The organism is Streptococcus oralis subsp. oralis (assembly GCF_002096435.1).
GTDB classification, from domain to species: Bacteria; Bacillota; Bacilli; order Lactobacillales; family Streptococcaceae; genus Streptococcus; species Streptococcus oralis_AA.
The window spans coordinates 444,487-466,823 of sequence record NZ_NCUI01000024.1 but is presented as its reverse complement, the minus strand read 5'-3'; the positions used below and the strand labels follow the sequence as shown (position 1 = coordinate 466,823).

Here is a 22,337-nt window from a genome sequence, read left to right as displayed (position 1 = left end):
CAAAAAATAGGGAAAAATGGAATAAATAAACTTAAATGAAATAAATTTCTTAAACCAGCATATCTATTTGGTAAGTTATTATAAAATGCTGAATAAATACCATAGAAGTAAGCCTTTTTCTAGAGATTTTTATATGTAAAACTGCATATAACTCCTTTCTTCATTATACTTCGTTTGGTATAAATATATCTAAATTTACATTTAAAACTATTATATAATATTAATTTTTTATTTCTTTCCTCTGAGAAATGAAGAATTTAACAGTAAGAAGAGAAGAAGTTTGTAACTGATGATATTGAAAAGAAAGTGCAGAGTTGCTTCAATATCCAACTTAAAATGGTATAATAGTAGTAAAACGAAAGCAAGGAGGAGAAGAAATGATTGCACAGCTCGACACCAAGACTGTTTATAGTTTTATGGAAAGTGTAGTTTCGATTGAAAAATATGTACAAATGGCTAAAGAATACGGCTATTCTCACCTTGCTATCATGGATGTGGATAATCTCTATGGAGCCTATCATTTTCTAGAAGCAACTCGTAAGCATGGCATTCAACCTTTAATTGGTTTAGAAATGACCTTGCTCAAAGATGAGGAGAATCTCTCTCTACGTTTTCTAGCCCTATCCACTAAAGGTTATCAAGAGTTGATGAAGTTATCCACTTTAAAAATGACTGGACGGAAAAAATGGTCTGACTTCACCTCCCACCTCGAAGATGTGGCCATTATTGTTCCCTATTTTAATGGGGTCGAACAGCTGGATTTAGGTCATGATTATTTTATCGGGGTTAGTCCTGATACTCACCAAGAAGGCTTTACAAGACCCATTCTTCCCCTCTATCAGGTTAACTCCTTTGAAAAAGAAGACATACAGGTTTTGCAAATCTTGTCGGCAGTCAAGGATAATGTCAGTCTGAGAGAAGTGGATCTGCATTCACAACAAGGGATCTTTCTACCAGCCTCAGAAATAGAAGCTAGATTTAAAAATCGCTTCCCTCAGGCACTTGCCAATCTCCAAGGCTTGATAGAGAATGTTAGCTACCAACTTGATCCAAGTTTAAAACTCCCTCGATTTAACCCTGAAAGGCCTGCAGTAGAAGAGCTTCGAGAGAGAGCTGAGCAAGGTTTGAGTGACAAGGGGCTAACCTCAGCTACCTATCGCGAGCGTTTGAATGAAGAATTAGCTGTGATTCATGATATGGGATTTGACGACTATTTCCTAGTGGTTTGGGATTTGTTGCGCTTTGGACGTTCCCAAGGCTACTATATGGGAATGGGGCGTGGTTCTGCTGTTGGTAGTCTGGTGGCTTACTCACTGGATATTACAGGAATTGACCCGGTCGAGAAGAACTTGATTTTCGAGCGCTTTTTAAATCGTGAGCGCTACACCATGCCTGATATTGATATCGACATCCCTGACCTTTATAGGCCGGAGTTCATTCGCTATGTTCGTGATCGCTATGGCAGTCAACACGTGGCACAGATTGTCACTTATTCGACCTTTGGAGCAAAACAGGCAATTCGTGATGTTTTTAAACGTTATGGTGTTCCAGAGTATGAATTAACCAATATTACGAAAAAAATCAGTTTTCGAGATACGCTAACGACAGCCTATGAAAAGAATTTACAGTTTAGGCAGATCATCAATAGTAAGATTGAATATCAAAAAGCTTTTGAGATTGCTCGAAAGATTGAAGGGTATCCTCGTCAGACCTCTATCCATGCCGCTGGGGTCGTTATGAGTGACCAAGATCTGACAGACTATATCCCGCTCAAATACGGTGAGGATATGCTGATCACCCAGTATGATGCTCATGGTGTTGAAGCCAATGGACTTCTAAAAATGGATTTCCTCGGTTTACGTAACCTGACTTTTGTCCAAAAAATGCAGGAATTGCTTGCGGAGCCAGAGGGTGTTCATCTAAAAATCGAAGATATTGATTTGGAAGACAAAGAAACTCTGGCCCTCTTTGCTGCTGGAAATACCAAGGGGATTTTCCAATTTGAACAACCTGGCGCCATTCGCCTCTTGAAACGAGTTCAGCCGCAAGTCTTTGAAGAGGTAGTAGCAACGACATCCCTCAATAGACCGGGGGCAAGTGATTATATTGATAATTTTGTCGCTCGTAAGCATGGTAAAGAAAAGGTGACGGTGTTAGACCCTGCCTTAGAAGACATCCTTTCATCAACCTACGGTATTATGCTCTATCAAGAGCAGGTCATGCAGGTTGCTCAGCGTTTTGGAGGCTTTAGCCTTGGTAAAGCTGATATTCTCAGACGAGCCATGGGGAAGAAAAATGCTAAAGAGATGCATTTGATGAAGGAAGATTTTATTACGGGAGCTATGAAACTTGAGCATACAGAAGAAAAGGCAAACCAAGTTTTTGCAGTGATGGAAAAGTTTGCAGGCTATGGATTTAACCGATCCCACGCCTATGCTTACTCAGCCCTAGCTTTCCAGCTTGCTTATTTCAAGACACACTATCCTGCTATTTTCTTCCAAGTCATGTTGAATTATTCAAGCAGTGATTACATTGTAGATGCATTGCAGATGGGCTTTGAAGTAGCTCCTTTAGCAATAAACAGCATTCCCTATCATGATAAGATTGCTCAGAAGAAAATCTATCTTGGTTTGAAAGCTATTAAAGGGATGCCGAGAGATTTTTCTTACTGGATTATTGAAAATCGTCCTTTCTCAAGCATTGAAGATTTCGTCACACGTCTTCCCAAGAATTACAAGAAACTGTCGCTTCTGACGCCTTTGGTTGAACTGGGGCTTTTTGATGAATTTGACAAGAATCGTCAGAAAATCTTAGTGAACCTACCAAACTTATTTGTCTTTGTTGAGGAGTTGGGTGGACTCTTTGCGGATACAAATTATAGTTGGACTGAAGCTGATGATTTTACTGAGGCAGAGAAATTTTACAAAGAGCAGGAACTGATTGGGGTAGGTATCAGTCCCCATCCTCTCCAAACTCTTGCCAAACAAGCCCTATATCCGACCACTCCAATCACTAATCTTACTGAGGGAGCTCAAGCCACTCTCCTAGTTGAAGTGCAAAAGATTAAAGTGATTCGAACCAAGAAAGGTGAGAGTATGGCCTTTCTACAGGTTCATGATAGTAAGTCTCGGATGGATGTAACTGTATTTTCAGACCAATATAGAAAATTTGCTTCCAATTTATCCGAAGGGAAATTTTACTACATCAATGGCAAAATTCAATCTCGAGATGGTCGTCTGCAAATGATTGCACAAGATTTGAAAGAAGCAGTGGCAGAACGATTCTGGATTCAAGTTAAAAATCATGAAAATGATAAAGATATTTCAAATATTCTAGAACAATACAAAGGCCCAATCCCTGTCATTATCAGGTATGAAGAGGAAGGAAAAACGGTTGTTTCTACTCAACATTTTGTAAGAAAAGATTCTGCTCTAGAGGAAAAATTAGAGGGAATTGCTATGAAAACGATTTATCGCTAAAAATACGGAAAATAGAAGAATTTTCGATTTAAATGTGGTATAATCAGTAAGAATGTTAAAAGAAAAAGGAGCATAAACCAAATGAAACGTATTGCTGTTTTGACCAGTGGTGGAGACGCCCCTGGTATGAATGCTGCCATCCGTGCAGTAGTTCGCCAAGCAATCTCAGAAGGAATGGAAGTTTTTGGTATCTATGATGGGTACGCTGGTATGGTTGCCGGTGAAATTTATCCACTTGATGCTGCTTCAGTAGGAGACATCATTTCTCGTGGTGGTACTTTCCTTCACTCTGCTCGTTACCCTGAGTTTGCACAACTTGAAGGCCAACTTAAAGGGATTGAGCAATTGAAAAAACACGGTATCGAAGGAGTCGTAGTTATCGGTGGAGACGGTTCTTATCACGGAGCTATGCGCTTGACGGAACATGGATTCCCAGCTATCGGACTTCCAGGAACTATTGATAACGATATCGTAGGGACTGATTTCACAATTGGATTTGATACTGCAGTTACTACTGCTATGGATGCTATTGATAAGATTCGTGATACGTCATCAAGTCACCGTCGTACTTTCGTTGTTGAAGTAATGGGACGTAACGCTGGTGATATCGCTCTTTGGGCAGGTATCGCAACTGGTGCTGACGAAATCATCATCCCTGAAGAAGACTTCAAGATGGAAGATATCGTTGCAAGCATCAAAGCTGGTTATGAATGTGGTAAGAAACACAACATCATCGTTTTGGCTGAGGGAGTTATGTCTGCGAATGAGTTTGGTAAGAAACTCAAGGAAGCTGGAGACACTAGTGACCTTCGTGTAACTGAACTTGGACACATCCAACGTGGTGGATCACCAACTGCGCGTGACCGTGTATTGGCATCACGCATGGGTGCACACGCTGTTAAACTTCTTAAACAAGGAATCGGTGGTGTCGCTGTTGGTATCCGTAACGAGAAAATGGTTGAGAATCCAATTCTTGGAACAGCAGAAGAAGGAGCTTTGTTTAGCTTAACAGCTGATGGCAAGATCGTTGTTAACAACCCTCATAAAGCTGATCTTGAACTTTCTGATTTGAACAAGAGCTTGTCCTAATCAACTTTCATTAATTTGGTAACATGACCATAAAAGGTCGAATTATATAAAGGAGTCACAAAAATCATGAACAAACGTGTAAAAATCGTTGCAACTTTAGGTCCTGCGGTTGAAATCCGTGGTGGTAAAAAATTCGGTGAAGACGGATACTGGGGTGAAAAACTTGACGTTGAAGCTTCAGCTCAAAATATTGCTAAATTGATTGAAGCAGGAGCAAACACTTTCCGTTTCAACTTCTCACATGGTGACCACCAAGAACAAGGTGAGCGTATGGCAACTGTTAAACTTGCTGAAAAACTTGCAGGTAAAAAAGTTGGTTTCCTTCTTGATACTAAAGGACCTGAAATCCGTACAGAATTGTTTGAAGGTGATGCAAAAGAGTACTCTTACAAAACTGGTGAAAAAATCCGTGTTGCAACTAAACAAGGAATCAAATCAACTCGTGATGTGATTGCTTTGAACGTTGCTGGTGCCCTTGATATCTACGATGATGTTGAAGTTGGTCACCAAGTTTTAGTTGACGATGGTAAATTGGGTCTTCGTGTTTTCGCAAAAGACGATGCAACTCGTGAATTTGAAGTAGTCGTTGAAAATGACGGTATCATTGCTAAGCAGAAAGGTGTAAACATCCCTAACACTAAAATTCCTTTCCCAGCCCTTGCTGAACGTGATAACGATGATATCCGTTTCGGTTTGGAACAAGGTATCAACTTCATCGCGATTTCATTCGTACGTACTGCAAAAGACGTCGACGAAGTTCGTGCAATCTGTGAAGAAACTGGAAATGGTCACGTTCAATTGTTTGCGAAAATCGAAAACCAACAAGGTATCGATAACTTGGATGAAATCATTGAAGCTGCTGACGGTATCATGATCGCTCGTGGTGACATGGGTATCGAAGTACCATTCGAAATGGTTCCAGTTTATCAAAAAATGATCATCACTAAAGTGAACGCAGCAGGTAAAGTTGTTATCACAGCAACAAACATGCTTGAAACAATGACTGAAAAACCACGTGCAACTCGTTCAGAAGTATCAGACGTATTTAACGCTGTTATCGACGGAACTGACGCTACAATGCTTTCAGGTGAGTCTGCAAACGGTAAATACCCACTTGAGTCAGTAACAACAATGGCTACAATTGACAAGAACGCACAAACTCTTCTTAACGAATACGGACGTTTGAACTCAGATACATTCGAACGTAACTCTAAGACAGAAGTTATGGCTTCAGCTGTTAAAGATGCTACTAACTCAATGAACATCAAATTGGTTGTTACTCTTACTAAGACTGGTCACACAGCTCGTTTGATTTCTAAATACCGTCCAAATGCTGATATCTTGGCATTGACATTCGACGAATTGACAGAGCGTGGATTGATGTTGAACTGGGGTGTTATCCCAATGTTGACTGAAGCTCCATCATCAACTGATGATATGTTCGAAATCGCTGAACGTAAAGCAGTTGAGGCAGGCCTTGTAGAATCTGGTGACGATATTGTTATCGTTGCAGGTGTGCCACTTGGAGAAGCTGTTCGTACAAACACAATGCGTATCCGTACAGTACGTTAATCTAACACAAAAACCTATCATTTCAGGCTGAAAAGCTTGAGTGATAGGTCTTTTTTTATCAAAATGAGATGGTATTTAGTAAATAGGAATGGGAAAAAACTGAAGATTATGGTATAATAGAGTGGAAAGACCTTTTTAGTAAATTTTGAAAGAGTAAAACATGAGAAAAATTGTCATCAATGGTGGACGTCCATTGCAAGGTGAGATCACCATTAGTGGTGCTAAAAATAGTGTTGTAGCGCTTATTCCAGCTATTATCTTATCAGATGATATTGTCACTTTAGATTGTGTTCCAGATATTTCAGACGTTGCTAGTCTTGTCGAAATCATGGAAATTATGGGGGCGACTGTTAAGCGTTATGAGGATGTCTTGGAGATTGATCCAAGAGGTGTTCAAAACATTCCTATGCCTTATGGCAAGATTAATAGCTTGCGTGCTTCTTATTATTTCTACGGAAGTCTTTTAGGTCGCTTTGGTGAAGCTACAGTTGGACTTCCTGGTGGATGTGATCTGGGGCCTCGTCCGATTGACCTTCACTTAAAAGCCTTTGAAGCCATGGGTGCTAAGGTCAGCTATGAGGGAGATAATATGAATTTATCTGCCCAAGGTAAGGGGCTTCATGGCGCAAGTATTTACATGGATACCGTCAGCGTTGGTGCAACGATTAACACTATGATTGCTGCGGTTAAAGCTAAGGGACGCACTGTCATTGAAAATGCGGCTCGTGAACCGGAAATTATCGATGTTGCTACCCTTTTGAACAACATGGGGGCCCATATTCGTGGTGCAGGGACTGATATTATCATTATTGATGGTGTCGAGAAACTTCATGGAACGCGTCATCAGGTTATCCCAGACCGTATCGAAGCTGGAACCTATATTTCACTTGCTGCAGCGGTAGGAAAAGGAATTCGCATTAACAACGTTCTCTATGAACACTTAGAAGGGTTTATCGCCAAACTAGAGGAAATGGGCGTTCGTATGACGGTCTCAGAAGACAGTATCTTCGTTGAAGAACAGTCTGGTTTAAAGGCCATCAATATCAAAACAGCTCCCTATCCAGGATTCGCAACCGATTTGCAACAGCCTATCACGCCACTTTTACTAACTGCCCAAGGTCGTGGAACCATTATTGATACGATTTATGAGAAACGTGTTAATCATGTCTTTGAGTTAGCAAAAATGGATGCGGATATTACGACTACAAACGATCACATTATTTACAACGGTGGTCGTAACTTACACGGTGCAAGTGTAAAGGCAACAGACTTGCGAGCTGGTGCAGCACTTGTCATCGCTGGTTTAATGGCTCAAGGCCAGACTGAAATTACGAATATTGAGTTTATCCTTCGTGGCTACTCAGATATTATTGAAAAATTGCGTAGTCTTGGAGCGGATATTACACTCGTTGAAGACTAAGCCGTTGAGGTGATTATGAATATTTGGACCAAATTAGCAATGTTTTCTTTTTTTGAAACGGAGCGCTTGTATTTGCGTCCTTTCTTTTTTAGTGACAGTCAAGCGTTTTTCGAGATTGCTTCAAACCCTGAGAATTTACAGTTTATTTTTCCCAGTCAAGCAAGTATGGAAGAAAGTCAGTACGCACTTGCTAACTATTTTATGAAGAATCCTCTAGGAGTTTGGGCAATTTGTCTCCAAGGAAATCAGGAAATGATTGGCTCCATTAAATTTGAAAAGATCGATGAAATCAAAAAAGAAGCAGAAATTGGTTACTTCTTAAAAAAAGATTCTTGGTCACAAGGTTTTATGACAGAAGTGGTTACCAAGCTTTGTCAGCTTTCATTTGAAGAATTTGGTTTAAAACAATTATCCATCATCACTCATTTGGAGAATCAAGCTAGTCAAAAAGTAGCCTTAAAATCGGGCTTTAGCCTCATCCGACAGTTTAAGGGAAGCGATCGCTATACACGAAAAATGAGGGACTATCTTGAATTTCGATACATAAAAGGAGAATTCAATGAGTAAACACCAGGAAATTTTGTCCTATCTGGAAGAGTTACCAATTGGGAAGAGAGTTAGTGTTCGCAGTATTTCCAATCACCTAGGTGTTAGTGACGGAACCGCCTACCGAGCTATCAAAGAAGCTGAAAATCGTGGGATCGTTGAAACTCGGCCACGTAGTGGAACCATACGAGTCAAGTCCCAGAAAGTGGCTATTGAGAGGCTAACCTATGCTGAGATTGCTGAAGTCACCTCCTCTGAAGTTTTAGCTGGTCAGGAAGGGCTGGAGAGAGAGTTTAGCAAATTCTCCATTGGGGCTATGACAGAGCAAAATATCCTGTCCTATCTCCATGATGGCGGTCTTTTGATTGTAGGTGACCGTACTCGTATTCAACTTTTAGCCTTGGAAAATGAAAATGCAGTCCTTGTAACAGGTGGTTTTCATGTCCAAGATGATGTTCTTGAGTTGGCTAATAAAAAAGGGATTCCAGTTCTAAGAAGTAAACATGATACTTTCACAGTAGCGACCATGATTAACAAAGCCCTCTCAAATGTTCAAATCAAAACCGATATTCTGACAGTCGAAAAGCTCTATCGTCCCAGTCATGAGTATGGTTTTTTGAGAGAAACGGATACAGTAAAAGACTATCTAGACTTGGTCCGTAAGAACAGAAGTAGTCGTTTCCCAGTCATTAACCAACACCAAGTGGTTGTTGGGGTTGTTACTATGCGTGACGCAGGAGATAAATCCCCCAGCACAACGATTGACAAGGTGATGACACGTAGTATCTTTGTAACAGGCTTAGCTACCAATATTGCCAATGTTAGTCAACGGATGATCGCAGAAGACTTTGAGATGGTTCCCGTTGTCAGAAGTAACCGAACCTTGCTCGGTGTCGTAACACGACGAGATGTCATGGAAAAGATGAGCCGTTCTCAAGTTTCTGCTTTGCCGACTTTCTCAGAACAAATCGGGCAAAAACTCTCTTATCATCATGATGAAGTTGTCATTACTGTTGAGCCTTTCATGTTGGAGAAAAATGGGGTCCTTGCTAATGGAGTTTTGGCTGAGATCCTCAACCATATGACCCAAGACCTCGTTGTCAATAGCGGACGTAATCTCATCATTGAGCAGATGTTGATTTATTTCTTGCAGGCTGTGCAGATAGATGATACTCTGCGGATTCAGGCTCGTATTATTCACCACACGAGACGCTCAGCTATTATTGATTATGATATTTATCATGGGCATCAGATTGTTTCAAAAGCAAATGTTACGGTTAAAATTAATTAGAATCTAGGAGAAAAAATGATAACTTTAAAATCAGCACGTGAAATCGAAGCCATGGACAAGGCTGGTGATTTCCTAGCAAGTATCCATATCGGCTTACGTGATTTGATTAAGCCAGGCGTGGATATGTGGGAAGTTGAAGAGTACGTTCGTCGACGTTGTAAAGAGGAGAATTTCCTTCCTCTACAGATTGGTGTGGATGGTGCTGTCATGGATTACCCCTATGCCACTTGTTGCTCTCTCAATGACGAAGTAGCTCACGCTTTTCCACGTCATTACATCTTGAAAGAGGGCGATTTGCTCAAGGTTGACATGGTACTGGGTGGTCCGATTGCAAAATCCGACCTCAATGTATCTAAACTCAACTTCAACAATGTTGAACAAATGAAAAAATACACTCAAAGTTATACTGGTGGTTTAGCTGACTCATGTTGGGCTTATGCGGTTGGTACACCGTCTGAAGAAGTGAAAAACCTGATGGATGTGACCAAGGAAGCTATGTATAAAGGGATTGAGCAAGCAGTTGTCGGCAATCGTATCGGTGATATTGGTGCAGCCATTCAAGAATATGCTGAAAGTCGCGGTTACGGTGTCGTTCGTGATTTGGTTGGTCATGGTGTTGGTCCAACTATGCACGAGGAGCCAATGGTTCCTAACTACGGTATTGCAGGTCGTGGACTCCGTCTCCGTGAAGGAATGGTACTAACCATTGAACCCATGATTAATACTGGTGACTGGGAAATTGATACAGATATGAAGACTGGCTGGGCTCATAAGACTATAGATGGCGGCCTGTCTTGCCAATATGAACACCAGTTCGTGATTACCAAAGACGGTCCTGTTATCTTGACTAGTCAAGGTGAAGAAGGAACGTATTAAAATGAAAGGAGCTTAGCTCCTTTTTTGTGTCAACTTTAGTCAAAATAAATAAGCGTAGCAGACTTCTTACAAATTTATTCTTTTGTAGTAAAATAGGATTAGAATTTTGAGAAAGTAGGTAATTCGTTGGAGTCGATTATATTTCTAGTATCCGTTTTTTTAGCAGGTATCCTGTCCTTCTTTTCACCCTGCATCTTTCCTTTGCTACCTGTCTATGCTGGTATTTTACTGGATGATCAGGGAAATTCGAAAAGCTTTCGCTTTTTTGGAAGAGACGTTGCATGGTCAGGTTTAATTCGGACCTTGTGCTTTATTGCTGGAATCTCCCTCATTTTCTTTATTTTAGGATTTGGAGCTGGATTCCTAGGGCATATGCTCTATGCAGACTGGTTTCGTTATGCTATGGGAATAGTCATTATTCTTTTAGGACTTCATCAGATGGAAATCTTGCATTTCAATAAACTGGAGGTTCAAAAGACAGTCACATTCAAACAATCAAAGTCTAATCACTATCTGTCAGCCTTTTTACTTGGGATAACCTTTAGTTTTGGTTGGACCCCTTGTATCGGACCAGTCTTAAGTTCAGTCTTGGCTCTGGCGGCTTCAGGTGGCAATGGTGCTTGGCAAGGAGCCGTGTTAACATTAGTATACACATTGGGAATGGCCCTTCCTTTCATTGTTTTGGCCTTGGCTTCGGGCTGGATTATGCCCTATTTTAGTAAATTAAAACCCCATATGATTTTACTAAAGAAAATCGGGGGAGCTTTGATTATTTTGATGGGATTATTATTAATGCTAGGGCAGTTAAATGCCTTGTCAGGAATTCTTGGATAAAAGGAGAAAAAATGAAAAAAGTTATTTTTGCTGGATTGAGCCTCATGTCTCTATTCTTATTGATTGCCTGTGGTGAAAAAGAGACCAAACAGACAAGCAGTCCCAAACAGCCTGCTGTACAACAAATCGCAGTCGGTAAGGATGCTCCAGACTTCACCTTGCAGTCTATGGATGGCAAAGAAGTGAAGTTATCAGACTATAAAGGGAAAAAGGTTTATTTGAAATTCTGGGCTTCTTGGTGTGGACCATGCAAAAAAAGCATGCCTGAGTTGATGGAACTAGCTGCCAAACAAGATCGAGACTTTGAAATCTTGAGTGTCATTGCACCTGGTCTACAAGGTGAAAAAACAGTTCAAGACTTTCCAAAATGGTATCAAGAACAAGGATACAAGGATATTCCAGTTCTATATGATACGCAAGCAACTACCTTCCAAGCCTACCAAATTCGTAGTATTCCAACAGAATACTTGATTGACAGTCAAGGTAAAATCGGAAAAATCCAATTTGGTGCTATTAGCAACGCTGATGCAGAAGCGGCTTTTAAAGAAATGAAATAAAGAAAAAATCGCGATTATTCGCGATTTTTTTATAGTTTTTCATTGATAAAGCGGATAAATTGATTCCACCAAACCTTCAAAAAGAAGGCTTTTTCCACTTTCTTTTCAGAAACCATTTCAAAAGATGGTTTGTCGGAAGTGAGATAGCCCTGGCCGACCAAATCCTGATCATCATAGGTCAGAGTACCAACAACCTTTCCTTCTTCTAGTGGAGCCATTTCTGATGTTGATTTCGGTGTGAATTGGAGGGCTGGTGTAGTACCGCTTCCGATGCGTTGGACGATGGAAATATCTGACTTAGCGACAGCTGTCACATTGTCTTCCTTACCATCAAGAACTGTTACTTTACTATCGTTGTATGCTTCACCTTTCTGAACGACAGTTTTTAAGGCAAAGTTTGCAGAAATATAATCTAAAAGTGCTGAAGTAGCAGTAAAACGTGCATAAGGGTTGGTATCTTGTTGATCTGCATTCAAAACAACCGTAATAATACGCATCCCTTTCTCAACAGTTGTTCCCACGAATGAAGCACCAGCTTTATCAGTAGTACCTGTCTTTAGTCCATCAATACCACCACGATAGGCAGGCATTCCCTCCAACATATAGTTGGTTGAGTGGATTTCAAGTCCTGCAAAGGTAGAAGTTGGTTTTTTTGTGATTTCCAAAACTTGAGGATAATCTCGGATGAGGTTACGAGCGACGATTGCAACATCGTAGGCACTCAACTTGTTTTCATCGTCTTTTTTAGAACCAGGATAGATATTATCGCCAAGTGTCTCATTATTTAAACCAGTTGTGTTTACAATAGTTGCATCTTGAATTCCCCATTCAAGAAGTTTAGCCCTCATCTTGTCTACAAAGTCTTTCTCAGAACCAGCAATCTTTTCTGCTAGCGCAATTGCAGCACTGTTTGCACTGGATACCATTGTAGCCTCTAATAGTTGTTCAACAGTATAATTTCGAGCTTCCATAGGGACGTTACTCGCCTCAGAATTAGTTGTAAGTTTGTAAGGATAGTCCGAAATATCAACAGGTGTAGATAGGCTGATAGTTCCTTGTTCCAGAGCTTCATAGACCAAATAAACTGTAACCAGTTTTGTAATAGAAGCAATTTCTACAGGCTGATTTGCATCTTTTTCATAGAGGATTTTTCCAGTTGTAGCCTCGACAGCAATGGCATGTTTAGCAGCAACATCAAACTCCTGAGCAGAAACAGTAGAAGCTGTTCCAAAAACAAAAAGTGTCATAAAAGATAAAATTATTTTTTTCATATTAGCTTTATTTTATCATAAAGAAAAAAAATATTCTCGCTTTTTTACTAAAGCCATCTTATCTTTTTCAGAAATATGGTAAAATAGAGAGAAGGAGGATACCTATGTTCCGTAGAAACAAATTATTTTTTTGGACAGCTGAATTTTTATTATTAACACTGATTTTCTATCTTTGGAGAGAAATGGGAACCATCATTACTCCCTTCGTGACAGTTGTGAATACCATCATGATTCCATTTTTGCTTGGTGGATTTTTTTACTACATTACAAATCCAGTCGTTACTTTCTTAGAAAAGAGATGTAAGATCAATCGTCTAATTGGTGTCTTGGTCACTCTTTGTGCCTTGATTGGTGCTATCGTTGTAGGGGTCGTTTATCTCTTGCCGATTTTGATTAATCAGTTGACCAGCTTGATTATTTCTAGTCAAAACATCTATAGTAGACTACAAGATTTGATCATCGATTTGTCCATGAATCCAGTCTTCCAAAATATAGATATTCAACAAACAATTCAACAACTGAATCTCTCCTATGTGGATATCCTCCAGAATATCCTGAATAGCGTCAGCAACAGTTTAGGAAGCGTTCTTTCAGCCTTGTTTAGTACAGTTCTGATTCTCATTATGACCCCTGTATTCTTGATTTATTTCTTGTTGGATGGTCATAAGTTGCTACCGATGTTGGAACGTACTGTCTTAAAACATGACAAATTGAATCTTTCTAGCCTTTTAACCAATCTCAATACAACCATAGCGCGCTATATCAGTGGAATTGCGATTGATGCGGTTATTATTGGATGTTTAGCCTATATTGGCTATAGCGTTATCGGATTAAAGTACGCCCTAGTTTTTGCTATTTTTTCTGGAATCGCAAATTTGATTCCTTATGTTGGTCCAAGTATTGGCTTGATTCCAATGGTGATTGCCAATGTGTTCACGGATCCTCATCGTATGTTGATTGCGGTTGCTTATATGCTTATTATTCAGCAGATTGACGGAAATGTTCTCTATCCACGCATCGTTGGAGGGGTTATGAAAGTGCATCCGATTACGATTTTGGTGCTCCTTTTACTGTCAAGTAATATCTACGGTGTCATAGGGATGGTCGTAGCAGTACCTACTTACTCTATTTTTAAAGAAATTACTAAGTTCCTAGCGAAATTATATGAAAACCATAAAGAAGCTCATAAAGAAGCTAAGGAATTGGAAAAAACAGAATCAAATTAAAATCAGGGAAACCTGATTTTTTTGATGAAAATACTATCTCCAAACAAAAAGAAGTTTGAATTCATATTGCCATAAAGAAGCAGAAGAACAGGATTTGATAAGATTTAGATTAATTCACAAAATATGTGTAAAACACTTGCAATTTAGCAGAAATTTGATAAAATAGTAAGGAAAGTTAGACTGTATTGCCTACTGTCTATCTATAAAATATATTTTATTGGAGGCTTTTACTCAAATGGCAAAAGAAAAATACGATCGTAGTAAACCACACGTTAACATTGGTACTATCGGACACGTTGACCACGGTAAAACTACTTTGACTGCAGCTATCACAACTGTATTGGCACGTCGCTTGCCTTCAGCAGTTAACCAACCAAAAGACTATGCGTCTATCGATGCTGCTCCAGAAGAACGCGAACGCGGTATCACTATCAACACTGCGCACGTTGAGTACGAAACTGAAAAACGTCACTACGCTCACATCGACGCTCCAGGACACGCGGACTACGTTAAAAACATGATCACTGGTGCCGCTCAAATGGACGGAGCTATCCTTGTAGTAGCTTCAACTGACGGACCAATGCCACAAACTCGTGAGCACATCCTTCTTTCACGTCAGGTTGGTGTTAAACACCTTATCGTCTTCATGAACAAAATTGACTTGGTAGACGACGAAGAATTGCTTGAATTGGTTGAAATGGAAATCCGTGACCTCTTGTCAGAATACGACTTCCCAGGTGACGATCTTCCAGTTATCCAAGGTTCAGCTCTTAAAGCTCTTGAAGGTGACTCTAAATACGAAGACATCATCATGGAATTGATGAACACTGTTGATGAGTACATCCCAGAACCAGAACGTGACACTGAAAAACCATTGCTTCTTCCAGTCGAAGACGTATTCTCAATCACTGGACGTGGTACAGTTGCTTCAGGACGTATCGACCGTGGTACTGTTCGTGTCAACGACGAAATCGAAATCGTTGGTATCAAAGAAGAAACTCAAAAAGCAGTTGTTACTGGTGTTGAAATGTTCCGTAAACAACTTGACGAAGGTCTTGCCGGAGATAACGTAGGTGTCCTTCTTCGTGGTGTTCAACGTGACGAAATCGAACGTGGACAAGTTATCGCTAAACCAGGTTCAATCAACCCACACACTAAATTTAAAGGTGAAGTCTACATCCTTACTAAAGAAGAAGGTGGACGTCACACTCCATTCTTCAACAACTACCGTCCACAATTCTACTTCCGTACTACTGACGTTACAGGTTCAATCGAACTTCCTGCAGGTACTGAAATGGTAATGCCTGGTGATAACGTGACTATCGACGTTGAGTTGATCCACCCAATCGCCGTAGAACAAGGTACTACATTCTCTATCCGTGAGGGTGGACGTACTGTTGGTTCAGGTATGGTTACAGAAATCGAAGCTTAATTCGATTAAGTTCCCAGAAGAACAATTATTTAAGTCAGACACTAAAAGAATCTTGCCTTGCAAGGTTCTTTTTTCTTCTTACTCTATTTGAAGTGCTTCTACTCTAGCAGTATAATCGTTTTTTTGGTATAATAAAAGTTATGGAAATCGAAAAAACCAATCGTATGAACGCCCTTTTTGAATTTTATGCGGCGCTTTTGACAGACAAGCAGATGAACTATATTGAACTCTATTATGCTGATGATTACAGTCTTGCTGAGATTGCTGAAGAGTTCGGTGTCAGTCGTCAGGCTGTTTATGACAATATCAAGCGGACAGAAAAGATTCTAGAAGATTATGAGATGAAACTGCACATGTATTCGGACTACATTGTCCGTAGTCAGATTTTTGACCAGATCTTAGAGCGTTATCCCAAGGATGACTTTCTGCAGGAGCAGATAGAAATTTTAACAAGCATTGATAATAGAGAATAAGAGGAAGAAAAATGGCATTTGAAAGTTTAACAGAACGTTTACAGAACGTCTTTAAAAATCTACGTAAAAAAGGAAAAATTTCTGAGACTGATGTCCAAGAAGCAACCAAAGAGATTCGTTTGGCCTTGCTGGAAGCTGACGTTGCTTTGCCTGTTGTGAAGGACTTTATCAAGAAAGTTCGAGAACGTGCAGTTGGACACGAGGTCATTGATACCCTCAATCCAGCCCAACAGATTATCAAAATCGTTGATGAGGAATTGACAGCTGTTTTAGGTTCTGATACGGCAGAAATTATCAAGTCACCAAAAATTCCAACCATTATCATGATGGTCGGTTTGCAAGGGGCCGGTAAAACAACATTTGCTGGTAAGCTGGCTAATAAACTCAAGAAGGAAGAAAATGCACGTCCTTTGATGATTGCGGCAGATATTTATCGTCCAGCAGCCATCGATCAGCTGAAAACACTTGGACAACAAATCGATGTTCCTGTCTTTGCACTTGGAACAAAAGTGCCTGCTGTTGAAATTGTTCGCCAAGGTTTGGAGCAAGCGCAAGCCAATCACAACGACTATGTCTTGATCGATACGGCAGGGCGTTTGCAGATTGATGAGCTTTTGATGAATGAGCTTCGTGATGTTAAAGCACTGGCTCAGCCAAATGAAATCCTGCTCGTCATTGATGCCATGATTGGTCAGGAAGCGGCCAATGTTGCTCGTGAATTTAATGCTCAGTTAGAAGTGACTGGGGTTATTCTTACCAAGATTGATGGGGATACTCGTGGTGGTGCAGCTTTGTCTGTTCGTCACATCACTGGAAAACCTATCAAGTTCACTGGTACGGGTGAAAAGATAACAGATATCGAAACCTTCCACCCAGATCGTATGTCAAGCCGTATCCTTGGTATGGGGGATATGCTGACCTTGATTGAGAAAGCTTCTCAGGAATACGATGAGCAAAAAGCCCTTGAAATGGCTGAGAAGATGCGTGAAAATACCTTTGATTTCAATGATTTCATTGATCAATTGGATCAGGTGCAAAACATGGGGCCAATGGAAGACTTGCTCAAGATGATTCCAGGTATGGCTAACAACCCTGCCCTTCAAAATATGAAGGTGGATGAGCGCCAAATTGCGCGCAAACGTGCCATTGTATCTTCCATGACACCTGAGGAGCGTGAAAATCCTGATTTGTTAAATCCAAGTCGTCGACGTCGTATTGCTGCAGGTTCTGGAAATACCTTTGTTGAAGTCAATAAATTCATCAAGGACTTTAACCAGGCTAAACAGCTCATGCAGGGTGTCATGTCTGGGGATATGAACAAGATGATGAAACAAATGGGAATCAATCCCAATAACCTTCCAAAAAATATGCCAAATATGGGAGGGATGGATATGTCTGCCCTTGAAGGCATGATGGGACAAGGTGGAATACCGGATATGTCAGGTCTCGGAGGAGCAGGCATGCCAGATATGAGCCAGATGTTTGGTGGCGGACTCAAAGGTAAAATCGGTGAATTTGCTATGAAACAGTCTATGAAACGCATGGCCAACAAAATGAAAAAAGCGAAGAAAAAACGCAAATAAAAAAGGGAAGCAGAAGTGCTTTCCTTTTTGGTATAAAATATGTGCTTCCTATGATTAGGCAATTTTCTTAATTGAAAAATGACTAAATACAAAGAGAGATTTCAAAGCCTTGCATCCATTCGGATTTTACTGTGATTTCGATTTTTAAAGCATCTGCTAATTGTTTGACCAGATAGAGGCCCATGCCTGTTGATTTTTTCCTTGTCTCTCCTGAATCACCTGTAAATCCTTTTTCAAAGATATGAGGGAGGTCGCAAGCTTTAACTCCGCAGCCATTATCCCTAATAATCAGACTTGTACGTCCCTTGTCTTTTGATATATAAATATTGAGTTCGGGCTTGTCGGAGCTATATTTAATGGAGTTGGCTAGGATTTGAGAGAGGATAAATTCAAAACTGCGTTGATCGGTGTAGCAGATTCCTTGTATGTTTTCTACCTTAATCGTAAATTTCTTTTCTTTGAGCAAGGGATCAAAGTTTTCCAAAAGATCTTGGATACACTCTTCTAGGTCAAGGTATTCAAATAGAAAATCATTTTTCTCACTTTTCACCCTGTAGTAGAATAGGATCTGTGATACATTTTCTTGGATTTGCTTTTTCACATAGTCCAACTTAAAAGCTGTATCCTCAGGCAACTGGCCGCTTTGATTGTCCAAAAGGAGGGAAAGAAGCGACAGAGGGAGTTTAATCTCATGCGCCCATTTTTCAACATAGTCCTCATACTCGGCTAGTAATGAGTTGAGTTTTCCTATTTCAGCCTGCTTTTGATAAAGTGTATCTGCTATTTTTTCAATGCTTTCTTTTTCTGAGGCACTTGATAAATGCAATAATTCAAGCTCAGTATCCGTCTTGGGATTGGCTATGAAAGCTTTATAGGCAGATGATTTTTTTCTTTCTGTTCTTATAAGTAAGAATGATAGGATGAAAAAAAGCAGGACGGTGGCTAAAATATAGAGAAGGATGAGGGCTTGAAACATTCTCACATCTGAAAGCCAAAGCAGGACAGCTGTAAATAGATCAAATGCTAAGAGAACAAGTAACCAAGGCAGATAACTAGCTAGATATTTTAGATTATGTTTCATCTGGACTTACCTCTTCAAGCTTGTAACCAATACCTCTGACGGACTTGACTTGAAGGGCAATGCCAGCCTGTTTCATCACCTTTTTTAGCCTTGCAATGTTTACTTGTAGGGCATTTTCATCAATGAACTCAGTTGTATTCCACAGTTTCATACTTAGTTCTTCTTTTGTGATGACAGGAGCATTAGTAACCAATAAGGTTTCTAACAATTTCCCTTGATTTTGGGGGAGTAAAATCGAGTGTCCATTGATATAAAGGGTATAGGTCTGTCTATCCAGCAGAAAATTATCTTTTTCAAGTAGATTTCGTCTGCCTTCATAGCGTTTCAAGATATTTTCTATACGTGCCAAAAATCTTTCTTTCTTGAAAGGCTTTGTTAGATACTCATCTGCCCCTAATTTCAGGGCGTAAATCTCATCTTTTAGTTGTTCACGGGAGGTGAGAACCAATATGGGCACAGAGCGTTTGGACTTGAGATTTTTACAAATTTGAAAACCTGTTTCTCCCGGCAAATTCAAATCCAGTATGATTAAATCCGTATCGTATTGCAGTACTTGCTGGCTTGTATCTTTGAAGTCAGTCAACTTATCAACTTGATAACCCGTTTTCTCTAACAAAATAACAATTTCATCTCGAATCAAGGCTTCATCTTCAATAACCAGAATATGCTTCATACCGGTTCCTCCTTTTCCTAATTTATTTTACCTTATTCATCTCTTTTAGGTTCCATTAAGGATAACAAGTACTTGTTGCTATTTTTCTTTACAATTCTTATATAGATGACTTCAAATCCAGCCAAGAGCAGTACTATCAGCATGGCTGTGATAAATTTCTGCACCATGACCATTCTTGCGCTAGCCGGTACTATTCCTGTGAGGAGGGAGCTCACTCCGAAGCTACTACTGAGAAGTGCAAGGGCTATTGGCAGACCGAAATACCAGTTGATTTGTTTTTCTGACGATTTACAAAGAGTTTCGTAGTTAGCTCCAAGATGGATCAAGGTTTGATATCGTCTGTAGGATTGTCTTTGTCCCATCAAAAACTGGACGCCGATGATTGTATTTGCAACGACAAGGAAAATGATTGCCAGATAAATAGTAATATAGCTAGCAGAGATAATGTAAAATAATTGTCTTCCCATATTTTGTATATAACTTTCATAGCCAAGAGAAGTTTGATTCAGCTTTTCATTTGTATCTGAGATAGCTCTCATCAGGCCTTTTTCCTTGACTAGCTCAGGAGCCAAGATACCGCTGACATAGTTCGAATAGTGACCGTCTGTATAGTTCATAAAGACTTCATCTGTGACTATGAGGGCAACAGAGAGGGTGATTTCACGATCCGTTACAATCGGTAAAGACTGTACTTCGCCAATCAATTTTATATCATTTCCCATGACGTTGATTTGAGGATTTGTCTTTAGGACAGAGTTAACCAAGTTCTCATCAGGGAGAAAATCTTTTCCCATATACAAGTAGGCTTCCTTACTAGTTAATTCTAAAGGAGGGAGATTGGCAGCTTTTCTAAGTTCATTGTATTCGGAAACTGGTATGAGGTGGGAAGTAGTAGACTGTTTAAATCTTTGGAGCAAAATTTCCTTGTTCTTGCTGCCTTTTTGCTTTTTCAACTCATTGATGATCTCTTCGAAGGACACGGACTCGTTTTCTTTTGGTTTCCCGACTTTGATTTGTAGAATCTTTGAGAACTGTGATGCTAGTCCTTCTGCTTCAAGCTCTTTTTTAACTGTATTCACATCAATATTTTCATCTGATTCTTGCTTGCTATCTCTAAATGTATAATCCAATACGTGGGTTTGATTGCATGAATTGCCGCTTGCAATGGCAACACCTGCTCCAAAGAGGCATAAGGCAGAGAAGATTAAGAGGGAGCAGATGGCCAGTATAGTTGAGCGCTGGATAACTAATTCCTGAATCTGTCTAAAATTATAGGTATGGAGTTTTCGATTGCTACCAAGATTGACCAGAATGTCTATAAATAAACGCATACCAAAGAAGAGTAGTATAGTTCCTAGAGTTCCCAAGAGAACAGTGATGCCCATTGTTATGATATTTTCCCAAGCTCGTCCACTCATCCCCAAGTAATAGGCTGTTCCGAGAAGCAAGATTCCGAGGACGGAAGCAAGAAGGTATACCCCCTTGGGAAGTAGTTTCTTCATACCAGAAGGAGAATAGGCAAGAAGATCTCCGATTTCCTTATTGGCTGTTTTTGCACTTAAAAGAACAAAGACGACTAATTTAACAGCTAGGAAGCCGATGACTGTATAGAGTAGAGCTGTAGTAGATAGAGAAAATTGATGTTCAATAATCCCTAGTCCCACAATTTTAGCGGTTATTAGGCTGATTAGTTCTGAAATCAAGATAGAAATTGGAAGGCCAATTCCAAGAGCAAGGACACTGTTTCTCAAATCCTCGAGCAGGAGTAGCAAGAACAGTTTGCTTCTTCGCATTCCCAGTGTGAGATAGACACCAAATTCATGTTTTCTCCTTTCCATCTGCATACTGCTTGCGAAGTAGACTAGAAAAAAGAGGATAAAGAGTGTTGCTACATAAAGAATCGGAATCATGCTAAAGAGTTTATTTACAGCGTCACTTTCTATTTGTTTTAGAAAGATCATCACATCTTGATGTGACAAAGAAAGGATGATGTAAAAGGAGATAATAGAAAGAATCATGGAACTGAAGTACAAGCCATTATTTTTTCGATCTCTCTTGCTATTTCTTGAGACTAATTTAGAAAACATTGCCATCACCTCCAGCTAGGGCCGCCATGACCTTTAGTATTCTGTGGTAGAAGTCTTCTTGACTTTCTCTTGGATAATCGCGACGGATTTCATGGAATAGTTTTCCGTCTTGGATAAACAAGATGCGGTTGCAATAGCTGGCAGCGACTGAATCGTGGGTCACCATGAGAATGGTGGTTTTTTCCGCTTGATTCATTTCGGATAATTTTTGCATCAAAATGGTCGCATTTTTTGAATCCAAAGCTCCTGTGGGCTCATCCGCAAATACAATCTTAGGGTCCAAAATCAAGGCACGAGCAGCAGCTACCCTTTGCCGTTGACCACCTGATAATTGAGATGGGAACTTATCCAGAAGTTCAGAAATATCCAGATATTGGGAAAGCAATTCTAACCGAACCTTGCTTTCGTTGGCATCGACCTTGTGCAAAGACAAGGGGAGTAAAATATTTTCTTTGGCTGTCAGATTATCCAAAAGCTCAAAATTTTGAAAGAGGTAGCCGATTTCCTTGCCACGATAATCAGCTAACTGACTACCTTTTAACTGACCTAAATCCTTTTCTTGCATTTGAATGGATCCGTCAGTTGGTTTGATAATGGTAGCGAGACAGTTAAGAAGGGTTGTTTTCCCAGAACCACTGCTCCCCATAATCCCTAAGAATTCACCTTTGACAACTTGAAAAGATATACCGTTCAAGGCTTTGGTGATATTAGGCTCTTTTCCATAATGCTTTTTTAATGATTCTACTCGTAAAATTGTTTCCATGTGAGACACCTCCATCTTTTGTTAATTTCATTATAATATGAATCAGAGTAGAATAACACTTACGGATGATGTAAGAAATCTTTA

18 protein-coding genes are annotated in these 22,337 nt (G+C 39.9%); 13 read left to right on the top strand and 5 right to left on the bottom strand.

Going from position 1 to position 22,337, the window contains the following annotated elements:
* Positions 1-377 precede the first annotated feature (377 nt).
* The 9 genes from B7723_RS05805 to sdbB all read left to right on the top strand — a co-directional run bounded on the left by B7723_RS05805 (position 378) and on the right by sdbB (position 11,664).
* The gene (locus B7723_RS05805; protein ID WP_084849589.1) at positions 378-3,479 is read left to right on the top strand and encodes a DNA polymerase III subunit alpha; all 3,102 of its coding nucleotides are present in this window, start codon (positions 378-380) and stop codon (positions 3,477-3,479) included.
* Positions 3,480-3,560: 81 nt separating this feature from the next.
* The gene (gene pfkA, locus B7723_RS05800) at positions 3,561-4,568 is read left to right on the top strand and encodes a 6-phosphofructokinase (RefSeq protein ID WP_000820876.1); all 1,008 of its coding nucleotides are present in this window, start codon (positions 3,561-3,563) and stop codon (positions 4,566-4,568) included.
* A 66-nt stretch (positions 4,569-4,634) separates the two neighbouring features.
* Entirely contained in the window at positions 4,635-6,140 is a 1,506-nt protein-coding gene (gene pyk / locus B7723_RS05795) for a pyruvate kinase (protein WP_042902347.1), read from the top strand.
* Positions 6,141-6,300: 160 nt separating this feature from the next.
* A complete protein-coding gene (locus B7723_RS05790; RefSeq protein WP_084849590.1) occupies positions 6,301-7,560 on the top strand; it encodes a UDP-N-acetylglucosamine 1-carboxyvinyltransferase in 1,260 nt (419 codons plus the stop codon).
* Positions 7,561-7,575: 15 nt separating this feature from the next.
* Positions 7,576-8,127: a GNAT family N-acetyltransferase gene (locus B7723_RS05785; protein WP_084849591.1), complete on the top strand. Its 552-nt coding sequence runs from the start codon at positions 7,576-7,578 to the stop codon at positions 8,125-8,127.
* Positions 8,120-9,397, top strand: a complete 1,278-nt coding sequence (spxR, locus tag B7723_RS05780) for a CBS-HotDog domain-containing transcription factor SpxR (RefSeq protein ID WP_084849592.1) — start codon at positions 8,120-8,122, stop codon at positions 9,395-9,397. The genes B7723_RS05785 and spxR overlap by 8 nt, the downstream gene beginning before the upstream one ends.
* Before the next feature lie 15 nt (positions 9,398-9,412).
* Positions 9,413-10,273, top strand: a complete 861-nt coding sequence (locus tag B7723_RS05775) for a methionyl aminopeptidase (protein WP_000631561.1) — start codon at positions 9,413-9,415, stop codon at positions 10,271-10,273.
* Between the two features lie 126 nt (positions 10,274-10,399).
* Positions 10,400-11,107, top strand: a complete 708-nt coding sequence (gene ccdA2, locus B7723_RS05770; protein ID WP_002875594.1) for a thiol-disulfide oxidoreductase-associated membrane protein CcdA2 — start codon at positions 10,400-10,402, stop codon at positions 11,105-11,107.
* Positions 11,108-11,118: 11 nt separating this feature from the next.
* The gene (gene sdbB / locus B7723_RS05765; RefSeq protein ID WP_000755591.1) at positions 11,119-11,664 is read left to right on the top strand and encodes a thiol-disulfide oxidoreductase-associated lipoprotein SdbB; all 546 of its coding nucleotides are present in this window, start codon (positions 11,119-11,121) and stop codon (positions 11,662-11,664) included.
* A 29-nt stretch (positions 11,665-11,693) separates the two neighbouring features.
* Here the strand turns inward: sdbB and pbp3 are convergent, their stop codons facing one another.
* Positions 11,694-12,935, bottom strand: a complete 1,242-nt coding sequence (gene pbp3, locus B7723_RS05760; protein WP_084849593.1) for a D-alanyl-D-alanine carboxypeptidase PBP3 — start codon at positions 12,933-12,935, stop codon at positions 11,694-11,696.
* Positions 12,936-13,039: 104 nt separating this feature from the next.
* Here pbp3 and B7723_RS05755 point away from each other — a divergent pair, with 104 nt between their 5' ends.
* The 4 genes from B7723_RS05755 to ffh all read left to right on the top strand — a co-directional run bounded on the left by B7723_RS05755 (position 13,040) and on the right by ffh (position 17,649).
* On the top strand, positions 13,040-14,161 hold the full coding sequence (locus B7723_RS05755) for an AI-2E family transporter (protein ID WP_084849594.1): 1,122 nt from the start codon (positions 13,040-13,042) through the stop codon (positions 14,159-14,161).
* Between the two features lie 235 nt (positions 14,162-14,396).
* Positions 14,397-15,593 (top strand): elongation factor Tu, encoded by a 1,197-nt coding sequence (gene tuf / locus B7723_RS05750; protein ID WP_001040720.1) that lies wholly within the window; start codon positions 14,397-14,399, stop codon positions 15,591-15,593.
* 140 nt (positions 15,594-15,733) lie between these two features.
* Complete coding sequence (locus B7723_RS05745; RefSeq protein WP_000402066.1) at positions 15,734-16,066, top strand: putative DNA-binding protein; 333 nt, start codon at positions 15,734-15,736, stop codon at positions 16,064-16,066.
* Positions 16,067-16,077: 11 nt separating this feature from the next.
* A complete protein-coding gene (gene ffh, locus B7723_RS05740; RefSeq protein ID WP_084849595.1) occupies positions 16,078-17,649 on the top strand; it encodes a signal recognition particle protein in 1,572 nt (523 codons plus the stop codon).
* 82 nt (positions 17,650-17,731) lie between these two features.
* Here the strand turns inward: ffh and B7723_RS05735 are convergent, their stop codons facing one another.
* The 4 genes from B7723_RS05735 to B7723_RS05720 are packed head-to-tail and all read right to left on the bottom strand — an operon-like array spanning position 17,732 to position 22,253.
* On the bottom strand, positions 17,732-18,730 hold the full coding sequence (locus B7723_RS05735; protein WP_000682244.1) for a sensor histidine kinase: 999 nt from the start codon (positions 18,728-18,730) through the stop codon (positions 17,732-17,734).
* The gene (locus B7723_RS05730; protein ID WP_000680571.1) at positions 18,720-19,403 is read right to left on the bottom strand and encodes a response regulator transcription factor; all 684 of its coding nucleotides are present in this window, start codon (positions 19,401-19,403) and stop codon (positions 18,720-18,722) included. Before B7723_RS05730 ends, B7723_RS05735 begins: the two co-directional genes overlap by 11 nt.
* Before the next feature lie 32 nt (positions 19,404-19,435).
* Positions 19,436-21,490 carry an FtsX-like permease family protein gene (locus B7723_RS05725; protein WP_084849596.1) on the bottom strand — a complete coding sequence of 685 codons (2,055 nt, stop codon included), beginning with the start codon at positions 21,488-21,490 and terminating at the stop codon, positions 19,436-19,438.
* Entirely contained in the window at positions 21,480-22,253 is a 774-nt protein-coding gene (locus tag B7723_RS05720) for an ABC transporter ATP-binding protein (protein ID WP_084849597.1), read from the bottom strand. Before B7723_RS05720 ends, B7723_RS05725 begins: the two co-directional genes overlap by 11 nt.
* Positions 22,254-22,337 lie beyond the last annotated feature (84 nt).

Excerpts from the sequence above, each read along its gene's own strand:
- B7723_RS05805 (WP_084849589.1), top strand. The coding sequence starts at position 378 with ATGATTGCACAGCTCGACACCAAGACTGTTTATAGTTTTATGGAAAGT.
- pfkA (WP_000820876.1), top strand. The coding sequence starts at position 3,561 with ATGAAACGTATTGCTGTTTTGACCAGTGGTGGAGACGCCCCTGGTATG.
- pyk (WP_042902347.1), top strand. The coding sequence starts at position 4,635 with ATGAACAAACGTGTAAAAATCGTTGCAACTTTAGGTCCTGCGGTTGAA.
- B7723_RS05790 (WP_084849590.1), top strand. The coding sequence starts at position 6,301 with ATGAGAAAAATTGTCATCAATGGTGGACGTCCATTGCAAGGTGAGATC.
- B7723_RS05785 (WP_084849591.1), top strand. The coding sequence starts at position 7,576 with ATGAATATTTGGACCAAATTAGCAATGTTTTCTTTTTTTGAAACGGAG.
- spxR (WP_084849592.1), top strand. The coding sequence starts at position 8,120 with ATGAGTAAACACCAGGAAATTTTGTCCTATCTGGAAGAGTTACCAATT.
- B7723_RS05775 (WP_000631561.1), top strand. The coding sequence starts at position 9,413 with ATGATAACTTTAAAATCAGCACGTGAAATCGAAGCCATGGACAAGGCT.
- sdbB (WP_000755591.1), top strand. The coding sequence starts at position 11,119 with ATGAAAAAAGTTATTTTTGCTGGATTGAGCCTCATGTCTCTATTCTTA.
- pbp3 (WP_084849593.1), bottom strand. The coding sequence starts at position 12,935 with ATGAAAAAAATAATTTTATCTTTTATGACACTTTTTGTTTTTGGAACA.
- B7723_RS05755 (WP_084849594.1), top strand. The coding sequence starts at position 13,040 with ATGTTCCGTAGAAACAAATTATTTTTTTGGACAGCTGAATTTTTATTA.
- tuf (WP_001040720.1), top strand. The coding sequence starts at position 14,397 with ATGGCAAAAGAAAAATACGATCGTAGTAAACCACACGTTAACATTGGT.
- B7723_RS05745 (WP_000402066.1), top strand. The coding sequence starts at position 15,734 with ATGGAAATCGAAAAAACCAATCGTATGAACGCCCTTTTTGAATTTTAT.
- ffh (WP_084849595.1), top strand. The coding sequence starts at position 16,078 with ATGGCATTTGAAAGTTTAACAGAACGTTTACAGAACGTCTTTAAAAAT.
- B7723_RS05735 (WP_000682244.1), bottom strand. The coding sequence starts at position 18,730 with ATGAAACATAATCTAAAATATCTAGCTAGTTATCTGCCTTGGTTACTT.
- B7723_RS05730 (WP_000680571.1), bottom strand. The coding sequence starts at position 19,403 with ATGAAGCATATTCTGGTTATTGAAGATGAAGCCTTGATTCGAGATGAA.
- B7723_RS05725 (WP_084849596.1), bottom strand. The coding sequence starts at position 21,490 with ATGTTTTCTAAATTAGTCTCAAGAAATAGCAAGAGAGATCGAAAAAAT.
- B7723_RS05720 (WP_084849597.1), bottom strand. The coding sequence starts at position 22,253 with ATGGAAACAATTTTACGAGTAGAATCATTAAAAAAGCATTATGGAAAA.